At 66.9% G+C, this 16,394-nt stretch carries 17 protein-coding genes; 1 reads left to right on the top strand and 16 read right to left on the bottom strand.

Annotated elements, in window-relative coordinates; translation table 11 throughout:
• Positions 1-5: 5 nt before the first annotated feature.
• From L8F97_RS07075 to rpiA, 5 genes are all read right to left on the bottom strand, one after another.
• A complete protein-coding gene (locus L8F97_RS07075; RefSeq protein WP_242147921.1) occupies positions 6-821 on the bottom strand; it encodes a Cof-type HAD-IIB family hydrolase in 816 nt (271 codons plus the stop codon).
• Positions 818-1,801 carry a phosphogluconate dehydrogenase (NAD(+)-dependent, decarboxylating) gene (gnd, locus tag L8F97_RS07080; RefSeq protein ID WP_242147923.1) on the bottom strand — a complete coding sequence of 328 codons (984 nt, stop codon included), beginning with the start codon at positions 1,799-1,801 and terminating at the stop codon, positions 818-820. Before gnd ends, L8F97_RS07075 begins: the two co-directional genes overlap by 4 nt.
• Positions 1,802-1,895: 94 nt before the next feature.
• A complete protein-coding gene (tal, locus tag L8F97_RS07085) occupies positions 1,896-3,020 on the bottom strand; it encodes a transaldolase (RefSeq protein WP_242147925.1) in 1,125 nt (374 codons plus the stop codon).
• Positions 3,020-5,107, bottom strand: coding sequence for a transketolase (gene tkt, locus L8F97_RS07090; RefSeq protein WP_242147927.1), 2,088 nt, complete (start codon positions 5,105-5,107; stop codon positions 3,020-3,022). Before tkt ends, tal begins: the two co-directional genes overlap by 1 nt.
• A 108-nt stretch (positions 5,108-5,215) precedes the next feature.
• The gene (gene rpiA, locus L8F97_RS07095; protein ID WP_242147930.1) at positions 5,216-5,896 is read right to left on the bottom strand and encodes a ribose-5-phosphate isomerase RpiA; all 681 of its coding nucleotides are present in this window, start codon (positions 5,894-5,896) and stop codon (positions 5,216-5,218) included.
• A gap of 125 nt (positions 5,897-6,021) precedes the next feature.
• Here rpiA and L8F97_RS07100 point away from each other — a divergent pair, with 125 nt between their 5' ends.
• Positions 6,022-6,651: a DedA family protein gene (locus L8F97_RS07100; RefSeq protein WP_242147932.1), complete on the top strand. Its 630-nt coding sequence runs from the start codon at positions 6,022-6,024 to the stop codon at positions 6,649-6,651.
• Here L8F97_RS07100 and L8F97_RS07105 read toward each other — a convergent pair.
• From L8F97_RS07105 to L8F97_RS07155, 11 genes are all read right to left on the bottom strand, one after another.
• Positions 6,648-8,108, bottom strand: coding sequence for a hypothetical protein (locus L8F97_RS07105; protein WP_242148287.1), 1,461 nt, complete (start codon positions 8,106-8,108; stop codon positions 6,648-6,650). The two genes, L8F97_RS07100 and L8F97_RS07105, sit on opposite strands and share 4 nt — an antisense overlap.
• A 150-nt stretch (positions 8,109-8,258) precedes the next feature.
• Positions 8,259-8,672 (bottom strand): hypothetical protein, encoded by a 414-nt coding sequence (locus L8F97_RS07110; protein ID WP_242147934.1) that lies wholly within the window; start codon positions 8,670-8,672, stop codon positions 8,259-8,261.
• Between the two features lie 29 nt (positions 8,673-8,701).
• On the bottom strand, positions 8,702-9,235 hold the full coding sequence (locus L8F97_RS07115; protein WP_242147936.1) for a demethoxyubiquinone hydroxylase family protein: 534 nt from the start codon (positions 9,233-9,235) through the stop codon (positions 8,702-8,704).
• A complete protein-coding gene (locus L8F97_RS07120; protein WP_242147937.1) occupies positions 9,232-9,717 on the bottom strand; it encodes a disulfide bond formation protein B in 486 nt (161 codons plus the stop codon). The genes L8F97_RS07115 and L8F97_RS07120 overlap by 4 nt, the downstream gene beginning before the upstream one ends.
• A gap of 7 nt (positions 9,718-9,724) precedes the next feature.
• On the bottom strand, positions 9,725-11,065 hold the full coding sequence (locus L8F97_RS07125) for a S41 family peptidase (protein ID WP_242147940.1): 1,341 nt from the start codon (positions 11,063-11,065) through the stop codon (positions 9,725-9,727).
• A 124-nt stretch (positions 11,066-11,189) separates the two neighbouring features.
• Complete coding sequence (locus tag L8F97_RS07130) at positions 11,190-12,413, bottom strand: murein hydrolase activator EnvC family protein (RefSeq protein ID WP_242147942.1); 1,224 nt, start codon at positions 12,411-12,413, stop codon at positions 11,190-11,192.
• Positions 12,382-12,804 carry a 23S rRNA (pseudouridine(1915)-N(3))-methyltransferase RlmH gene (locus L8F97_RS07135; protein WP_242147944.1) on the bottom strand — a complete coding sequence of 141 codons (423 nt, stop codon included), beginning with the start codon at positions 12,802-12,804 and terminating at the stop codon, positions 12,382-12,384. The genes L8F97_RS07130 and L8F97_RS07135 overlap by 32 nt, the downstream gene beginning before the upstream one ends.
• Before the next feature lie 68 nt (positions 12,805-12,872).
• Complete coding sequence (gene rsfS, locus L8F97_RS07140; protein ID WP_242148288.1) at positions 12,873-13,220, bottom strand: ribosome silencing factor; 348 nt, start codon at positions 13,218-13,220, stop codon at positions 12,873-12,875.
• A gap of 77 nt (positions 13,221-13,297) precedes the next feature.
• Positions 13,298-13,930, bottom strand: a complete 633-nt coding sequence (locus L8F97_RS07145; RefSeq protein ID WP_242147946.1) for a nicotinate-nucleotide adenylyltransferase — start codon at positions 13,928-13,930, stop codon at positions 13,298-13,300.
• A gap of 6 nt (positions 13,931-13,936) precedes the next feature.
• Positions 13,937-14,974, bottom strand: a complete 1,038-nt coding sequence (locus tag L8F97_RS07150) for an aldo/keto reductase (protein ID WP_242147948.1) — start codon at positions 14,972-14,974, stop codon at positions 13,937-13,939.
• A 96-nt stretch (positions 14,975-15,070) separates the two neighbouring features.
• Positions 15,071-16,336 (bottom strand): glutamate-5-semialdehyde dehydrogenase, encoded by a 1,266-nt coding sequence (locus L8F97_RS07155; RefSeq protein ID WP_242147950.1) that lies wholly within the window; start codon positions 16,334-16,336, stop codon positions 15,071-15,073.
• Positions 16,337-16,394: the final 58 nt, after the last annotated feature.

Below are 16,394 nucleotides of genomic sequence, written 5' to 3' on the forward strand. Positions count from 1 at the left end.
GACTGTCAGGCGAGGATGATCGAATCGATCGCCTGCGCTACACCGTCCGCATCATTCGCGGCGGTGACGTGCTGCGCCTTCGCCTTCACGCCGTCCGGCGCCTGCCCCATCGCGATCGACACCGCCGCGCGCGCGAACATCGGCAAGTCGTTGAACTGATCGCCGATCACCGCGACTTGGTCGAGCGGCACGCCGAAGCTCTCCGCCAGTGCGACGATCCCGTCGCCCTTGTTGGCCGACTTGGCGGTCACGTCGAGATAATAGGTCTGCGACTGGCCGATCGTCGCCTGATCGCCATACGCCGCCTGCGCCTTCTCCAGCAGCCCGGCGAGCACCGGCGGATCATCGCTGACGAAGGTGATCTTGTCGGCATGGTCGTACCATTCCGAAAAATCCTCCACCACGACCGGCGCCTGATCCGACGACACTCGCTCGCTGGCGAAGTGCGGACCTTCCTCGGCAAGCGCGAACCAGCGATCGTCCGCGAACAGCCACGGCGCGACCTCAAGCCCCTTGGCCATTTCGAAGATGCCCTTCACCACGGCAGGCGGGATGCGGTGCTGGCTAAGCACCGTGCCGTCGCGCCTGAAGATCGTGCCGCCGTTGAACGCGCCGATCGGCACGTCCAGCTTCAGCGTCTCGACGATCGGCATCACCCCCGAACGCGGCCGCGCGGAGATCACGGTGAAGCCGATCCCCGCCGCCTTCAGCCGCGCCACCGCCGCGATCGTACCGGGCGTAAGCTGCTTCTTCTTGTCGACCAGCGTACCGTCGAGATCGGAGATGAACAGCCGGATACCATGCTTGGCACCAGCGCTCATTGCGGCATTTCAACGTGGCCGCCGAACCCGAAGCGCATCGCCGACAGCAGCTTGTCGCCGAAGGTATGCTCGACCCGGCTGCGATAGCGCGCATACAGCGCGGCGGTGAGGACGTTAGCCGGCACCTTCTCCTCCATCGCCGCGTCGATCGTCCACTGGCCCTCGCCCGAGTCGGCGACGTTGCCGGAGAACTGCTCGAGCATCTGATCCTTGGCCAGGCCGATCGCGGTGAGGTCGAGCAGCCACGACGAGATGACGCTGCCACGCCGCCATACTTCGGCGATGTCGGTCAGGTTGAGATCGAACCGCTCGTCCTCGGCGACATGCTCCGACGCCTTGCCTTTCAGGATATCGAAGCCTTCGGCATAGGCCTGCATCAGGCCGTACTCGATGCCGTTGTGCACCATCTTGACGAAGTGGCCCGCACCCGCCGGACCGGCGTGGATGTAGCCCAGCTCTGCGCGCGCATCCATGCCGCCGCCATCGCGGCCGGGCGTACGCGGGATCGTGCCGAGGCCGGGGGCGAGCGCCTCCAGGATCGGGTCGAGCGTCTTGATCGTCGTGTCGTCGCCGCCGACCATCATGCAATAGCCGCGCTCCAAGCCCCATACGCCGCCGGACGTGCCGACATCGACGTAATGGACCTGCTTCTCGGCGAGCGCCTTGGCGCGACGGATATCGTCCTTGTAGAAACTGTTGCCGCCGTCGATAATAATCCCGCCCGGGCCGCACTGCTCGCCGATCGCGGCAACGGTCTGCTCGGTCGGCTCGCCCGCCGGCAGCATCACCCAGTAGATCGCCGGATCGGCCAGCTTGCCCTGCATGTCAGCCAGCGAGGACGCGCCCACCGCGCCATCGCCGACCAGCGCGGCCACCGCCTTCTCGTCACGGTCGAACACCACCGTCTCGTGGCCCGCGCGCATCAGCCGCCGCGCGATGTTGCCGCCCATCCGGCCAAGGCCGATGATACCGATTTTCATGTCATTCCTCCAACGCGCTGCGGCCCGAGCGACGTCGAGGGGCCGGTAACTGGCTCAGGTGTCTCGACGTCGCCGATACGAAACGGGCGAAGGGTCAGGCGGTTGCAGGCTGCTTCGCGGCAATCGCGCCGAGCAGGTCGTCGAACGCCTTGGAGAAGGATGCGACCGCCTCCTCGACCAGTACGTCGGTCACGCCGTCGAGGTCGAGGCCGAGCCGCTCCGTCTCCGACAGCACATGCCGCGCCTCGGCAATGCCCTCGCCCAGCGTGTTGCCAGGCGTGCCGTGGTCGCGGAACGCGTCCATCGTCTTGGGCGGCACGGTGTTGACGGTGTCTGGCCCGATCAGCTCGTCCAGATACAGCGTGTCGCGATAATCAGGGTTCTTCACGCCGGTCGATGCCCACAGCAGCCGCTGGACCTGCGCGCCCTTGGCGGCGAGCGCCTGCCAGCGTGCGCTCTTGGAGAACTCCAGGAACCAGTCATAGGCGAGCTTGGCATTGGCGATCGCCACCTTGCCACGAATCGCCTTCAGCGCCTCGCTCTCGGGGTCTCCGTCCTTGACGCGCGCGTCGATCTTGTCGTCGATCTTGCTGTCGATCCGGCTGACGAAGAAGCTCGCCACGCTGGCGATCCGGTCGATCGGCTCGCCCCGCGCGACACGCTGCTCCAGCCCCTCGACATAGGCGAGCGCAACCGCCTGATACGCCGAGTTCGAGAACAGCAGCGTGACGTTGACGTTGATGCCCGCCGCGATCGTCGCTGCGATCGCGGGCACGCCGGCGGGGGTGCCGGGGATCTTGATCATCAGGTTGGAACGGTCGACCGCATCCCACAGCTTCTGCGCCTCGGCGATGGTCGCGTCGGTATCGTTGGCGAGATACGGCGACACTTCGAGGCTGACATAGCCGTCCTTCGCGTCGAGCTTCTCGTATACCGGCGCCAACGTCTCGGCCGCGGCCTTGATGTCCTGGATCGCGAGATACTCGTAGCGGTCCATCGTCGCCGCGCCGGGATGCTCCTTGTCATAGCCGGCGAGCGTCTCGTCATACGCATCGCCGTGGCCCATCGCCTTTTCGAAGATCGACGGGTTCGAGGTCACGCCCGTCAGGCCGTCCTCATCGACCAGTTTCTGAAGGCCGCCGGCCTCCAGAAACTTGCGATCGACGAAATCGAGCCAGAGCGCCTGACCGTGGCTGGTGAGATCCTTGAGGAGACTCATTATGCATCCTTTCCGAGCAATTCACGCGACACCTTGACGACATTGTCGACGGTGAAGCCGTATTTGTCCTGCAACTTGGCGAGCGGTGCCGATGCGCCGAACGTCGACATGGTGATGGTGGCACCGTCAAGGCCGACATAGCGATCCCAGCCGATCTCGCCGCCCTGTTCGATCGCGAGGCGCGCGCGCACGCCCTTGGGCAGCACGCTCTCCTTATAGGCGGCGTCCTGCATTTCGTAGCGATGCCAGCTCGGCAGCGAGACGACACGCGAGGCGACACCCTGCTCGACCAGCTTATCGTGCGCGGCGATGGCGAGGCTCAACTCGCTGCCGGTGGCGATCAGGATCAGCTCGGGATCGCCTTCCGAATCGGCGATCACATAACCACCCTTCATCAGTCCCTCGGCCGACGCATATTTGCTGCGGTCGAGCGTCGGCAGCGCCTGACGCGACAGCACCAGTGCGGTCGGGTTGTTACCGGACTCCAGCGCAGCCTTCCACGCGACCGACACCTCATTGGCATCGCCCGGGCGGATCGTGTCGAGGCCCGGCGTCGCGCGCAGCATGGCGAGATGCTCGATCGGCTGATGGGTCGGACCGTCCTCGCCGACACCGATCGAATCGTGCGTGAACACCCACACCACACCAAGTTCCATGATCGCGGAGAGGCGGATCGGCGCGCGCATGTAATCGGTGAAGACAAAGAACGTCGAACCGTAAGCACGCAGGTACGACAGTGCCATGCCGTTCACCACGCCGCCCATGCCGTGTTCGCGCACGCCGAAGTGGAAGTTGCTGCCGGCGTAATTATCCGCCTCGAACGAGGCCATGCCCTTGATGTCGGTCTTGGTCGACGGCGAAAGATCGGCGGCACCGCCGACCAGCCACGGGATTTCCTTGGCGAGCGCGTTGAGCACCTTGCCGCCCGAATCGCGGCTGGCGAGGCCCTTGGCATCGGCGTCGAAGGTCGGCAGCGCGGCTTCCCAGTTTTTGGGCAGCTTGCTCGCGAACAGATCGTCGAGTTCGGCGGCGAGTTCGGGATGCGCGTCGTGATATTTGGCGAAGTTCGCCTGCCATGCCTCGCGCAGCGGCACACCGCGATCGGTCATCGCCTTCTTGAAATGCTCGGCCACGCCATCCGGCACGAGGAACTTGGCGTCCTCCGGCCAGCCATAGGCCTGCTTGGTGAGGCGGATGTTCTCCTCGCCGAGCGGCTCCCCGTGCGCCTTTTCGCTGCCGGCGCGCGGGGATCCCCAGCCGATGATGGAATGCACGACGATGAAGGTCGGCTTGTCGGTGGTGGCGCGGAACGTGTCGAACGCGGCGCTGAGCGCTGCCGTATCGTTGGCGTCGTTCACATGGATGACATTCCAGCCATACGCCTCGAAGCGCTTGCCCACGTCCTCGTCGAAGGCGAGCGCGGTGTCGCCCTCGATCGAAATGTGGTTGCTGTCGTAGATCCAGCACAGGTTGGACAGCTTGAGGTGCCCGGCGAGCGACGCCGCCTCGGAGGATACGCCCTCCATCATGCAGCCGTCACCAGCGAGCGCGTAGACGTCGTGGTCGAACAGCGTGAAGCCCGGCTTGTTGTAGCGCGCCGCCAGCCAACGCTCTGCGATCGCCATGCCGACCGCGTTGCTCACGCCCGCGCCGAGCGGCCCGGTCGTCGTCTCGACGCCGGTGGTGTGGCGATATTCCGGATGGCCCGGCGTCTTGGACGACAGCTGGCGGAAACCCTTGAGGTCGTCGAGGCTCAACGCGGGCTTGCCGCTCTTCTTGCCGTCCTTGTCGATCTCCTCGATGCCGGCGAGGTGGATCAGCGAATACAGCAGCATCGAGGCATGACCGACCGACAGCACGAACCGGTCGCGGTTCGGCCAATCGGGCGTCGCGGGATCGTAGCGCAGGAACTTGGTCCAGATCGTATGGCCGACCGGCGCCAGCGCCATCGGCGTGCCGGGATGTCCGGAATTGGCGGCCTGCACCGCATCCATCGACAGCGTGCGGATCGTGTCGATCGCCAACCGCTCGGGCGAGCCGTCCTCATGCAGGCCGGGCGTGGTGCTGATGGTCGGGGCGTCGGACATGAAATAAGGCCTTTCTTCTCGTCGACGGCTAACGCCACCGCGCTGATGTAGTTGCGTGGCACTCGTCCTAAAATATCAGGAGACGATGCAGCTGCGTCACGATCTTCTTTATACGGGACGGTCGACGCGTGTCACCTGCCCGTGCTCTGCGATGATAGCGCTACCAACTTCCCGAAGGAAGAGGCCGTGGCCAAGCACCCCGGGTATTGCCGACAGAGCGGCGTCAAGGGCCTGCGGGTCCGCGATCGAGCCGAAATGGCAATCGAGGACGAGATTGCCTTGATCGGTGCGATACGGCTCCTCCGCGCCGCCACGCAGCACCACCTCCGCGCCGAGATCACCCAACATACGGCGCACGAAACGGTAGGCGAACGGCAACACCTCGACCGGCAGCTTGGCCGCGCCGATCCGGTCGACGCGCTTAGACCCGTCGGCAATCACGATCATCTGCGCCGCGGACGCCGCGACGATCTTCTCGCGCAGCATCGCCCCGCCCGCGCCTTTTATCGCATAAAGCCGATCGTCGATCTCGTCCGCGCCGTCAATGACGAGATCGACCGCCGCGACATCGGCGAAGTCGAGCACCTTGATGCCGACCTCGCGCGCCAGGTCGGCGCTCCGCTGCGAGGTTGCGACCGCGCGGATCTTCAACCCGGATCGCACGCGCTCGCCCAGCCGCGCGATCAGGAACGCGGCGGTCGATCCGGTACCAAGGCCGACGAGCATCCCGTCCGCCACGTCGTCGGCCGCGACATGAGCGGCGGCGCGTTTGTCGTCATCGGCGGTCATCGCGGCCTTTCCGAAGTCCATGCCTCATGGAAATAGGGCGACAGCCGCCGGATTTCCATGTGTAGCATCGTATTTGCCTGCTTTTGCTCTGGTGATTTGCGGCCAATTCAGGGCAGAGCGCACGGATGATCGAAAAGATACTGGGTGTCCTCGCCGGCATCATCATCCACATCATCTCCAGCGGCGGCTATCTCGGCATCGCTTTGCTGATGGCGATCGAATCGGCATGCATCCCGCTGCCGTCGGAGATTATCATGCCATTTGCGGGGTATCTCGTGTGGAAGGGCGAGCTTCACCTGCTGCTGGTGGCAACCGCCGGCGCGATCGGCTGCAACCTCGGCTCGATCGTCGCCTATGAGGTCGGCAAGCGCGGCGGTCGCCCGCTCGCGGAACGCTGGGGCCGCTACGTGCTGGTTGGGCCAGGCGAGCTCGACACCGCCGACCGGTTCTTCGCCCGCTTCGGTGGCCCGGCCGTACTGATCGCGCGGCTGCTGCCGCTGATCCGCTCGTTCATCGCCTTTCCCGCCGGCGTGGCGCGGATGCCGCTGGTGCCGTTCCACCTGTATACGTTCCTCGGCTCGTGGCCGTGGTGCTTCGCGCTGGCGTGGCTCGGCATGACGCTGGGCGAGAAATGGGATAGCGATCCGCGCGTAAAGGCGGCCTTCCACAGCGCGGACGTGGCGATCGCGGTCATGCTGCTGGTCGCGGTGGCGTTCTTCGTCTGGCACCGCATGCATGGCCTGAAGAAGCGCTAGGCCGCTCGCACCCGCCGCTCCGCCGTGCGCGTCCACACCAGCATCAGCACCAGCAGCGGCACCGCGACATCGCCGTACAGGAACAATCCGCGCCACGCCGACCAGCCGAAGAAATCGTTCGGGATCGTGCTGAGGTTTCCTGGCAAAAACATCGCCTTGATGGTGCGTTGCCAAAGCGGATTGGCGTAGACCTCCGATCCGAACACGTCGGTGGAGGCGATCATCAGGTTGATCGCGACCGAGACCGTCAGCAGCGCCACCAGCACGATGCGCTGCCCCGGCCGCTCCCACTGCTGCCACAGTACCGCCAGCCCGAGCGCCAGGAACGGGATCGCCGGCACCGAGTGGCGCGGGCCGATCGAGGCACCGCCGTCCCAATAGATGTAGGAGGCGTTGACGGTCAGCACGATGGCGATCACCACTGCCGCCGCGATGCCGATGTCGCGAGTTTCGCGGGCGCGGACCATCCTTATCAATCCGAACGCACCCAACAATATGACCGGCGACACCCACAACAAGCCGCGTCGCACCCCGAACACGATGCCGAACAACGCGGCGGGCTTTGGATAGGTCAGGCCGAACAGCCCCTGCTGCATGCCGTTGAAGCCGACGACGCCCTGATATCCCAGCCGAAACAGCATGCCGAACGCGAACAGGTTATAGGCTAACAGCGGCAAGAGCGCCGCTACGCCGCCACACAGGGCAACCCCGAGGATGCTACGCCGCGCCCGCCACGCGACCTCGCGCGTCCGCCAGATCGCCCACCCGCCGAGCGCCACGCCGCCAAGCGCCGCCGGAAACTCGATCACCACCGCCCAGCCGAGCGCCAGCCCCGCCATCACCGGATAGCGCCAGCGCATGAGGTCGCGCGGGGTCGCGGTGCCGCGCCAGATCGCCCAGGTCGCGATCAGCAGCAGTGCGGCGACGGGCGCGTGGCCGAGCATCGTCGTCGACCAGCCCCATACGATCGAGCCGAGCGCATAGGCCAGCGCCGCGTACAGCCCCGCCGCCGGGCTGCCGGTCACGCCGGTCGCCATATCGAGCAACAACACGCTGGCAAAGGCGGTGAGGATCGCCGCCCCGATCGCAACCGCCACGCGAAGCCGCAGCCGCATGAAGCTGGCCAGCCGCGGGTTGGTCGCGTCGATCACCTGATCGCTCGATCGCACGCCGGTGAGCTTTTCCAGCCCCCAGACCGCCGGCAACGCCATCAGCGTCATGCCCGGCGCCTTGTCCATGTAATAATGGTCGCCGAACTGCGCCTTGTCGATCGTCAGCGACTGGTAGCGATCGATCTTCGCCTCGCCGCGTTCGGCGATGGCGAAGGTGGCGAACAGGCGCGTCGCATTGTTGGGGTTCAGTTCCCACGATCCGAACCACACGCAGGAAAACCATACCAGCGCGAACAGCGCCAGCGCGACGCCGTGTGGCCCGCGCACCATCGTCTTACCCTGCATCACCCGAACAGTCTGCGATCGAGCGACCGCGTTGACCGCAGCCGCAGAGCCGTCGCGACCACAAGCCCCGTCCCACAAGCGTCCCCGGCAAGCGGTGCCGGCCGACACGCGGCCGCTGTCGTTCCCGTCATAGCGCCCCCGGCCGTGACTTTACTGATCGATCGTCGATTGCAGCACGCGCTGATCCTTGGCGCGTTCCTTGTTGGTGGCGCGGTTGATCTCCGACTGTTGCAGGAAGCAACCGGTCGCGCCGCCCGCGCCGACGTTGCTGCAACTGCCGATCCCGGTATCGGCGACATGATCGTTGGCGACGACCTTGGCCGCCCAGCTTTCGTTCTCCGGCGTCACTTTGAAGTCGCGCAGTTCCTTGGGAATGCGGAACTGCTCGCTCGCCGGCCGGCGCACGCAGACGACGACCTCGTTGCCGTCGGTATCGGTCGGGCATTTCTGCTCGCCGTAGATCACCAGCGTCGGCACCTGCTTGCCCTGCGCCAGCACCGGGGTCGGCAGCAGCGCAGCCGCCGCGCCGAGCGCCATGAAGACCTGCGAAACCTGCTTCCTCATTGCCTTACTCCTGTCCCGGCCAAGCCGGTTCAAATGCGTTTCGCCGCCTCGATCACGACGCGGCAGCCGAGCCGGATCGCGCCGCTGAGCAGCAGGTAGCCGGGTGCCGACTCCGCCCCCGACGCCATCGCGGTCTCGCGATGCTCGACCTCCTCGGCCTGGAAATCGAGGATCGCCGCCGACAGTTCCGGATCGCTGTCGCCGAGCGCGACGAGCTGGTCCTCGTAATGTTTGTCGATCTCGGTCTCGACCGCAGCGGTGCACGCCATCGCCGCCTCGGGGCCGAGCGCCGCGGTGCCGGCGCCCAGCAGGAAACCCGCCACGTTCCAGAACGGTTGCAGCAGCGTGGGGCGGACGCGACGCTCCGCCATCATCGCGTCGAAGAACGCGCGGTGGCGCTCCTCCTGCCCCGCCATCCCGGCAATCGCGCGCGCGGCAGGGGTGCGATCGCCCATGATTGCGAGTTGCCCGGCGTAGATACGGGTCGCGCCATATTCGCCGGCCTGATCGACCCGCACCATCGAGCGCGTGTCGCGCCGCGCGTCACCCGGTTTCCAGCTCATCTGCGTCCCTTCGGCAGCAGCGCCAGCACGATCAACCCGGCGGGAATCGAGATCAGCGCGTTGAACCCGGCGAGCGAAATGCCGAACAGCGTCCATTGCGGCACGTCGCAGCGCACCACCGGCGCCTTCATGATGCGGGCAAGCATGTCGCTGGCCGACCCGCCATGCCCGCTCATGGTGGAGCTGCACGCGGTGATACCCTCCCACCAGTGATATTCGACACCCGCGTGATAGACGCCGATCAGTCCGCTGACGATGATCGATACGCCCGCGAACGCGATCAGCGCCTTGCGGAACCGCCGGTCCGGGAAGATGAACGCGACCAGCGCGAGCAGGATCGCGACGATATGCGGATAGCGCTGCCACCAGCACATCTCACACGGATACAGCCCGCCGATATACTGGAAGCCGAGCGCGCCGCCGAACAGCGCGAGCGGGACGAGCAGCGCGATCCAGCGCGCGAGGTGAGTCTGGTTGGTCATGTGCCCCTCAACGCTTCGCGGCGACTTGCGCTGCCGGGCCGAGCCGCGCGAGCGTCTTTATCGCATAATCGAGCTGGAAATCGTCGATCCCCTTCGCCTTGAGCTGCTCGGGGGTGGCGGAGAAGCGCGGATCGGGTTTGCTGTCCGACTCGATTACCGAATCGTCGTTCTTGATCTCGTTGATGAGATGGCGGCGCAGATCGTCCTCGCGGAACACCGGGCGCTTCTTGTAATCGGCGTCGGAAATCTGCGGCACGAGCACGTCCGGCTCGATCCCGCCCTCCTGCACCGATCGGTCCGACGGCGTGTAATAGCGCGAGGTGGTGAGCCGCAGCGCGGCGTTGTCGCCGAGGTCGATCACGGTCTGCACCGAACCCTTGCCGAACGACCGCTCGCCCATAATGAGCGCGCGGTGATGATCCTGCAAAGCGCCCGCGACGATCTCGGACGCGGATGCCGTGCCGGCGTTGGTCAGCACGATCACCGGCAGACCGTGCGAGGGATCGCCCTTGAAATAGCTTTCCGCATAGAAGGTCTCGACGTCCGAGCGGTCGCGCCCGCGCTGCGAGACGATCACGCCCGATGACAGGAAATTGTCGGCGACCGCGATCGCTTCGTCGCGAAGGCCACCGCCATTGTCGCGCAGATCGACGACATAGCCGGTCGGGAGATGCCCGAGCTGCTTGTCGATACCCCGGATCGCCGCATTCACGGCATCGCCGGTATGTTCGGAGAAGGTGTTGATGTTGATGATGCCGACATTGCCCTTCACCGACCATTTGACCGGCTTCTGCACGATCTGCTCGCGCACCATCGTCTTGACGAGCGGATCGGACACGCCGGGGCGTTGCAGCGTCAGCGTGATCTTGCTGCCGGGCTTGCCCCGCATCTGCTGGATCGCCTCGTCCAGCGTCATGCCGAAGATCAGCTTGCCGTCGATATGCGTGATGTAATCGCCCGACTTGATGCCCGCGCGCCAACCCGGCGTATCCTCTTGCGGGGCGATCACCTTGACCGCGCCGTCCTCCATCGTGACGGTGAGGCCGAGCCCACCGTAGCTGCCGCTGGTCTGGATGCGGAGGTTGTCGTAATCCAATCCCGTTTCGTAGCTGCTGTGCGGATCGAGTGCGGCGAGCATCCCGTCGATCGCGCCCTTCACCAGCGTCTTGTCGTCGACCTTGTCGACATACTCGGCCTTCACGCGGTTGAACACGTCCATGAAGATCGCGATTTCTTTGTAGGTGCCGGTATCGACCGCCGCCATCGCACCGGTGCCGATCGGCACGATCGCGAGGACGGCCGCGATCGCGGTGGCTTGAAGCAGGGCACGCGGAAACAGACGGGACATCAGGCAGGCAATTCCATCGGTCGCAAAGGGGCTACCGCCCACCGTAGCGGGATTTCCAGCGCGATCATAGCGCGCTCGCGGCTGAACGCCGGGTGAGCGAGCGTTGCGTTCGCGACGCCAATGCTCACCCGATCAGCGGCACCATATCGACCGGGCGGTCGCGACGGCGCAGTTCGATCGTGACTCGCGGATCGTCGCGCTTCGCCGCCACGCCGATCGCAGCACCTTGCGGAACTTGCGCGCCGACCGCGACCGACGCCGCGCCGAGGCCGGTGACGAGGGTGGTCCAGCCGCCGCCGTGGTCGAGGATCACGATCGTGCCGTAGCTGCGGAACGGCCCGGCGTAGGCGACGCGACCGGCCGCCGGTGCGACGACGCTGGCGCCGGATGCAACCGCGAACGTCAGCCCGCGCGAGCGCACGCCGGCGTCCGACAGTTCACCAAGGCCGATCACCACCTTTCCCGCGACCGGCAACTTGTAGGGCGGCGATGCGGCGGACCAGACGGGCGCGTCGAGCGCGGAGGCGACTTCGCCGGGCCGTGACGGGCGCGGCAGCGGGCCGGGCAGCGCGGCAAGGCTCGCACGGGTGGTCGCCGCGTCGCCGAGCTTGCTCATCAGATCGACGATATCACGCGCCTGTTCGCCGAGCGCGATGGCGCGGTCCGATTCGAACAGCGCATCACGGCCGAGCGCCTGCGACTTCAGGCGATGCTCCGCCTCCAGCCGGGTGAGCGCAAGGCGCTGCGTCTCGAGTCGGGTACGGCTTTCGGCGAGTGCGGTGGCGGCGAGTGCGGCGCTGGCCTGCAACGCGCGGGTGCGGTCGAGATCAGTGCGCAAGGCGGCGGTGCGGGCGCGCACCACCGGCATGGCACTCGCCAGCACCGCGCGGACATGGACGAGATCGTCGACCGAGCCGGGCTGGACGAGGCTGATCATCGCCGGACGCGCGGCGAGCGCTTGCAACGCCGCGATCAGCCGCGCGATCGGCCCCTGCTGCACCGCCAGGCGTGCGCGCTGGTCCGCCAGCAGCCGCGCGGTGATCGCGGCGCGCGCCTGCCCGGCTGCGATGTCGGCCTGCGCCTGCTGGACGCGCGCGGCCACCGCCGCCTCCTGCGCGCTGGCCTGCGCGGCCTCGTCCTTCTCGTGGGCGGCGCGTGCCTCCAGCGCGGCCGAGCGTGCGGCGGCGGCGGCGGACTGCGCCTTGGCATCCTCAAGCCGGCGAACCTGATCGGCGGGCACGGTCTGCGCCGTGGCGATCGCGGCGATCAGCACGCCCGCACCGCCCGCCCCCATGATCCACCGCCAGCGCATCGCGCTATCCTTCGCGGTGATAGGGGTGATTGGCAAGAATGCTCGTCGCGCGCCACAATTGTTCGGCGAGCATCGCGCGGGCAAGCAGATGCGGCCACGTCGCACGGCCGAACGACAGCAGCAGGTCGGCGCCGCTGCGCTGCGCATCGTCGAAACCGTCCGCCGCGCCGATCAGGAAGCGCGTTTCGCGCACGCCGCCGTCGCGCCACTTTTCCAGCCGGCCGGCGAAATCGCGCGAGCCGAGCATCTCACCGGTTTCATCGAGCATGACGATGCGGGTGCCCGGATCGACCGCCGGCATCTTGCCGCCGGTGTCGGGGAGTTCGGTCATGCGGAACGGCCAGGCGAGCCGCTTGGCATAGCGCTCGACCAGCTCCGCCTCCGGCCCGCGCCCGATCCGACCGCGTGCGACGATGTGGAGCAGCATTTCGGCCTCTATTCTTCCCCGGCGCAGGCCGGGGAAGCGACGCTAACGAAAGGAATGCGCCGAAGCCTTCAGGCCTCCGGCGCCTCGGGCGTCACATCCGGCACGGCAGGCGGGGTCGGCGCATCGCCGAACGCCCACATCCGCTCCAGATTGTAGAAGCTGCGCACTTCCGGGCGGAACAGGTGGACGATTACGTCGCCCGCGTCGATCAGCACCCAGTCGGCGGTGGGCAGCCCCTCGATCCGCGCGATGCGGCCGAGTTCGGCCTTGATCTTCTCGACCAGCTTCTGCGCCATCGACGCCACCTGCCGGGTCGAGCGGCCGCTCGCGATCACCATGTAGTCGGCGATGGTCGATTTGCCGGCGAGCGGGATCGAGATCGTCTCGACCGCCTGATCGTCGTCGAGCGACGTCATGACGAGCGCGTGCAGCGCCGCGACCTCCTCGGGTTCGGACGCGCGATACGATGGGGAAGCTGAGGCCAAGTTGGTTCCTATGATACGTTGAGGGTCGGGGGATTCCCGGGTGATTCGGCGAAACGAAGCTGCCAGGCGGGATCGGCTGCACGCAGCCGGGTCGCCGAGGTCGGGTCGAGACGGAAGCGCAACAGCACGAGTGCCGGCAATCTCCACTTCGTCCAGCGTTTTGCCTGGCGTGCGGGCCGGATCGAGCGCCGCAGCCAACCCATCGCGGGGGCCGCGCGAGCGTCATGCTCATAACCCGGTCTGGCGATAACCGCAATCGGAACCTCACGCGCGATCCGCCGCCACCCGCGCCACTGGTCGAACTGGGCGAGATTGTCCGCACCCATCAGCCAGATGAAGTGCTTTTTCGGGTAGCGCCGGGTAAGTTTCGCGATGGTGTCGACGGTGTAGCGCGTACCCAGCCGCACCTCCAGATCGCTCACCCGGATCGGCGTGTGCCGCGCCATAACCCGCGCCGAGGCAAGCCGCGCGGCAAGCGGCGCCATGTCTCCCCGCGCCGCCTTCAACGGGTTACCCGGCGACACCAGCCACCACACTTCGTCCAGCCCGAGCGCATCGAGCGCGGCGAGGCTGATCGCGCGGTGGCCGCTGTGCGCCGGGTTGAACGACCCGCCGAGAACGCCGATCCGGGTCGCCGCCATGCGCGCTTAGCTGCCCCGCGCCGGCTGTTTCAGCACATTGTCGCGGTAGCCGCCCTGCAACTCCAGCATCCAGCCGGGATATTCGCCGGGCAATTTGCTGACCCTATCGAGCGTGGCGAGCTCGTCCGCCGACAGCACGATCTGCGCGGCGGCGAGATTGTCGTCGAGCTGCTCGCGGCGCTTGGCACCGACGATGACGCTGGTCACCACCGGCTGATGGAGCAGCCAGGCGAGCGCGATCCGCGCCACCGACACGCCGTGCGTCTCAGCGATCGCCGCCATCGCGTCGAGCACCGCGTTGCCGCGCACTTCGTCGACCGGCGGGAACTGGCGGGTGTCGCGGCGGCCTTCTGCGCCCTCGTCACGGTACTTGCCCGACAGATAGCCACCGGCGAGCGGGCTCCACACCATCAGCCCCAGCCCTTCCGATTGCAGCATCGGCACGATCTCGCGCTCGATGTCGCGGCCGGCGATCGTGTAATAGGACTGTACCGACTGCGGCCGCGCAAGGTTGAGCCGTTCGGTGATGCCGACCGCCTTGGCAATCTGCCACGCCGCCCAGTTCGACACGCCGACATAGCGGACATGGCCGTGCTGGACGAGGATGTCGAGCGCGCGCAGCGTCTCCTCGATCGGCGTCGCGTTGTCGAAGCCGTGGATCTGGTAGAGATCGATGTAATCAGTGCCGAGCCGCTTGAGGCTCGCCTTGCACTGGTCGATGATGTGGACGCGCGACGCGCCACGGCTGTTGAGGCCGTCGCCCATCGGCCCGAGCACCTTGGTGGCGACCACGACATCGGCGCGGTTCAGCCCGACGTTCTTGATTGCCTGACCGGTGATCTGTTCGGACAGGCCTTGCGAATAGACGTTGGCGGTATCGATGAAGTTGACGCCGGCATCGACCGCCGCCTTGAGCAGCCCGTCCGCCTCGTCCTGCCCGACCTGGCCCATATAGGCGAAGAAGCCCTCGCCGCCGAAGGTCATCGTGCCGAGGCACAGTTCGGACACGTACAGGCCGGTGCGGCCGAGTGGGTTGTAGCGCATGATGTTTGTCGTCCCGATCGAAGTCAGCCCCGGCCCGGACAGGATATGTTCACGCAGGCGCGGTGCGGCAATGGCTTCGCGGTGGTTTCTTGGCAGTTACGGCCGTACCTGCCCGGTGCCGCGCCCGATCCATTTATAGGTGGTCAGCCCCTCCAGAGCGACCGGCCCACGTGCGTGCAGCCGGCCGGTGGCGATGCCGATTTCCGCGCCCAGACCGAACTCGCCGCCATCGGCGAACTGGGTGGAGGCGTTCCATAGCACGATCGCACTGTCGACCGCACCGAGGAAGTGCTCGGCAACGGCGGCATCCTCGGTCACGATCGCATCGGTGTGGTGCGAGCTGTGGTGGGCGATGTGGAGCAGCGCGCCGTCGATGCCGTCGACCAGCCCGGCCGAGGCGATCGCTTCGAGATATTCGGTGTCCCAGTCGGCATCGGTGGTCGGCACCAGACCGGGCACGATCGCGCGCAGGCCGGGGCCACCGCGCACCTCGCAGCCGGTCGCGCGGAGCGCCTCCACCAGTGATGCGATGTGCGGATAAGCGCGGTCGATCAGAAGCGTCTCCATCGCGCCGCACACGCCGGTGCGGCGCATCTTGGCGTTGACGACGATCCGCTCCGCCATCGCCTGATCGGCGGCGGCGTGGACGAAGATGTGGTTGATGCCGTCGAGATGTGCGAGCACCGGCACCCGCGCCTCGGCCTGCACGCGCGCGACGAGGCTCTTGCCGCCGCGCGGCACGATCATGTCGATCAGCCCTTCCGCAGTGAGCATCGCGCCGACCACGGCGCGATCGGTGACGGGGACGAGTTGCGCCGCATCGGCGGGCAGACCACTCTCCGCCAGCCCTTGCGCGAAGATCGCATGAATCGCGCGGTTGCTCTCGATCGCTTCCGATCCGCCGCGCAGGATAACGGCATTACCCGAGGCGATGCACAGGGCGGCAGCATCGGCGGTGACGTTGGGACGGCTTTCGTAGATGATACCGATCACCCCGATCGGCACGCGCACCCGCGACAGGACGAGACCGTTGGGCCGCTCGGCCGTGTCGATCACCCCGCCGACCGGATCGGTGAGGTCCGCCACCGCCGCGACGCCGTCCGCCATGCCGGCGATGCGCTTTGCGTCGAGCCGCAGCCGGTCGAGCAGCGCGTTCGACAGGCCCGCTGCGGTCGCGCGCGTCATGTCGAGCGTATTGGCGGCCTCGATCTCAGGCGCGGCGGCGCGCAACAAAGCGGCGATGTGCCGCAACGCATCCTGCTTTGCCGCGCTCGGCACGGCGGCGAGCGCGGCGGCGGCGGCGCGCGCGCGCGCGCCGAGATCCGCGACAAGGGCTTTCGGTAGGGCGATCTGCTCGGTCATAACGGTCGCGGTGCTATCACGGCGGCGGGTCGGTGTGAACCACGACGGCTTCACCCAC

The sequence above is a fragment of the Sphingomonas sp. BAUL-RG-20F-R05-02 genome, assembly GCF_022662305.1.
In the GTDB taxonomy this organism is placed as follows: Bacteria; Pseudomonadota; Alphaproteobacteria; order Sphingomonadales; family Sphingomonadaceae; genus Sphingomonas.

Coding starts and splice junctions, on each gene's coding strand:
- L8F97_RS07125 (WP_242147940.1), bottom strand. CDS start 11,065: ATGTCCCGTCTGTTTCCGCGTGCCCTGCTTCAAGCCACCGCGATCGCG.
- L8F97_RS07105 (WP_242148287.1), bottom strand. CDS start 8,108: ATGCAGGGTAAGACGATGGTGCGCGGGCCACACGGCGTCGCGCTGGCG.
- L8F97_RS07100 (WP_242147932.1), top strand. CDS start 6,022: ATGATCGAAAAGATACTGGGTGTCCTCGCCGGCATCATCATCCACATC.
- L8F97_RS07115 (WP_242147936.1), bottom strand. CDS start 9,235: ATGAGCTGGAAACCGGGTGACGCGCGGCGCGACACGCGCTCGATGGTG.
- L8F97_RS07150 (WP_242147948.1), bottom strand. CDS start 14,974: ATGCGCTACAACCCACTCGGCCGCACCGGCCTGTACGTGTCCGAACTG.
- rsfS (WP_242148288.1), bottom strand. CDS start 13,220: ATGACGTCGCTCGACGACGATCAGGCGGTCGAGACGATCTCGATCCCG.
- tal (WP_242147925.1), bottom strand. CDS start 3,020: ATGAGTCTCCTCAAGGATCTCACCAGCCACGGTCAGGCGCTCTGGCTC.
- L8F97_RS07135 (WP_242147944.1), bottom strand. CDS start 12,804: ATGCTGCTCCACATCGTCGCACGCGGTCGGATCGGGCGCGGGCCGGAG.
- L8F97_RS07145 (WP_242147946.1), bottom strand. CDS start 13,930: ATGGCGGCGACCCGGATCGGCGTTCTCGGCGGGTCGTTCAACCCGGCG.
- rpiA (WP_242147930.1), bottom strand. CDS start 5,896: ATGACCGCCGATGACGACAAACGCGCCGCCGCTCATGTCGCGGCCGAC.
- gnd (WP_242147923.1), bottom strand. CDS start 1,801: ATGAAAATCGGTATCATCGGCCTTGGCCGGATGGGCGGCAACATCGCG.
- tkt (WP_242147927.1), bottom strand. CDS start 5,107: ATGTCCGACGCCCCGACCATCAGCACCACGCCCGGCCTGCATGAGGAC.
- L8F97_RS07155 (WP_242147950.1), bottom strand. CDS start 16,336: ATGACCGAGCAGATCGCCCTACCGAAAGCCCTTGTCGCGGATCTCGGC.
- L8F97_RS07110 (WP_242147934.1), bottom strand. CDS start 8,672: ATGAGGAAGCAGGTTTCGCAGGTCTTCATGGCGCTCGGCGCGGCGGCT.
- L8F97_RS07120 (WP_242147937.1), bottom strand. CDS start 9,717: ATGACCAACCAGACTCACCTCGCGCGCTGGATCGCGCTGCTCGTCCCG.
- L8F97_RS07075 (WP_242147921.1), bottom strand. CDS start 821: ATGAGCGCTGGTGCCAAGCATGGTATCCGGCTGTTCATCTCCGATCTC.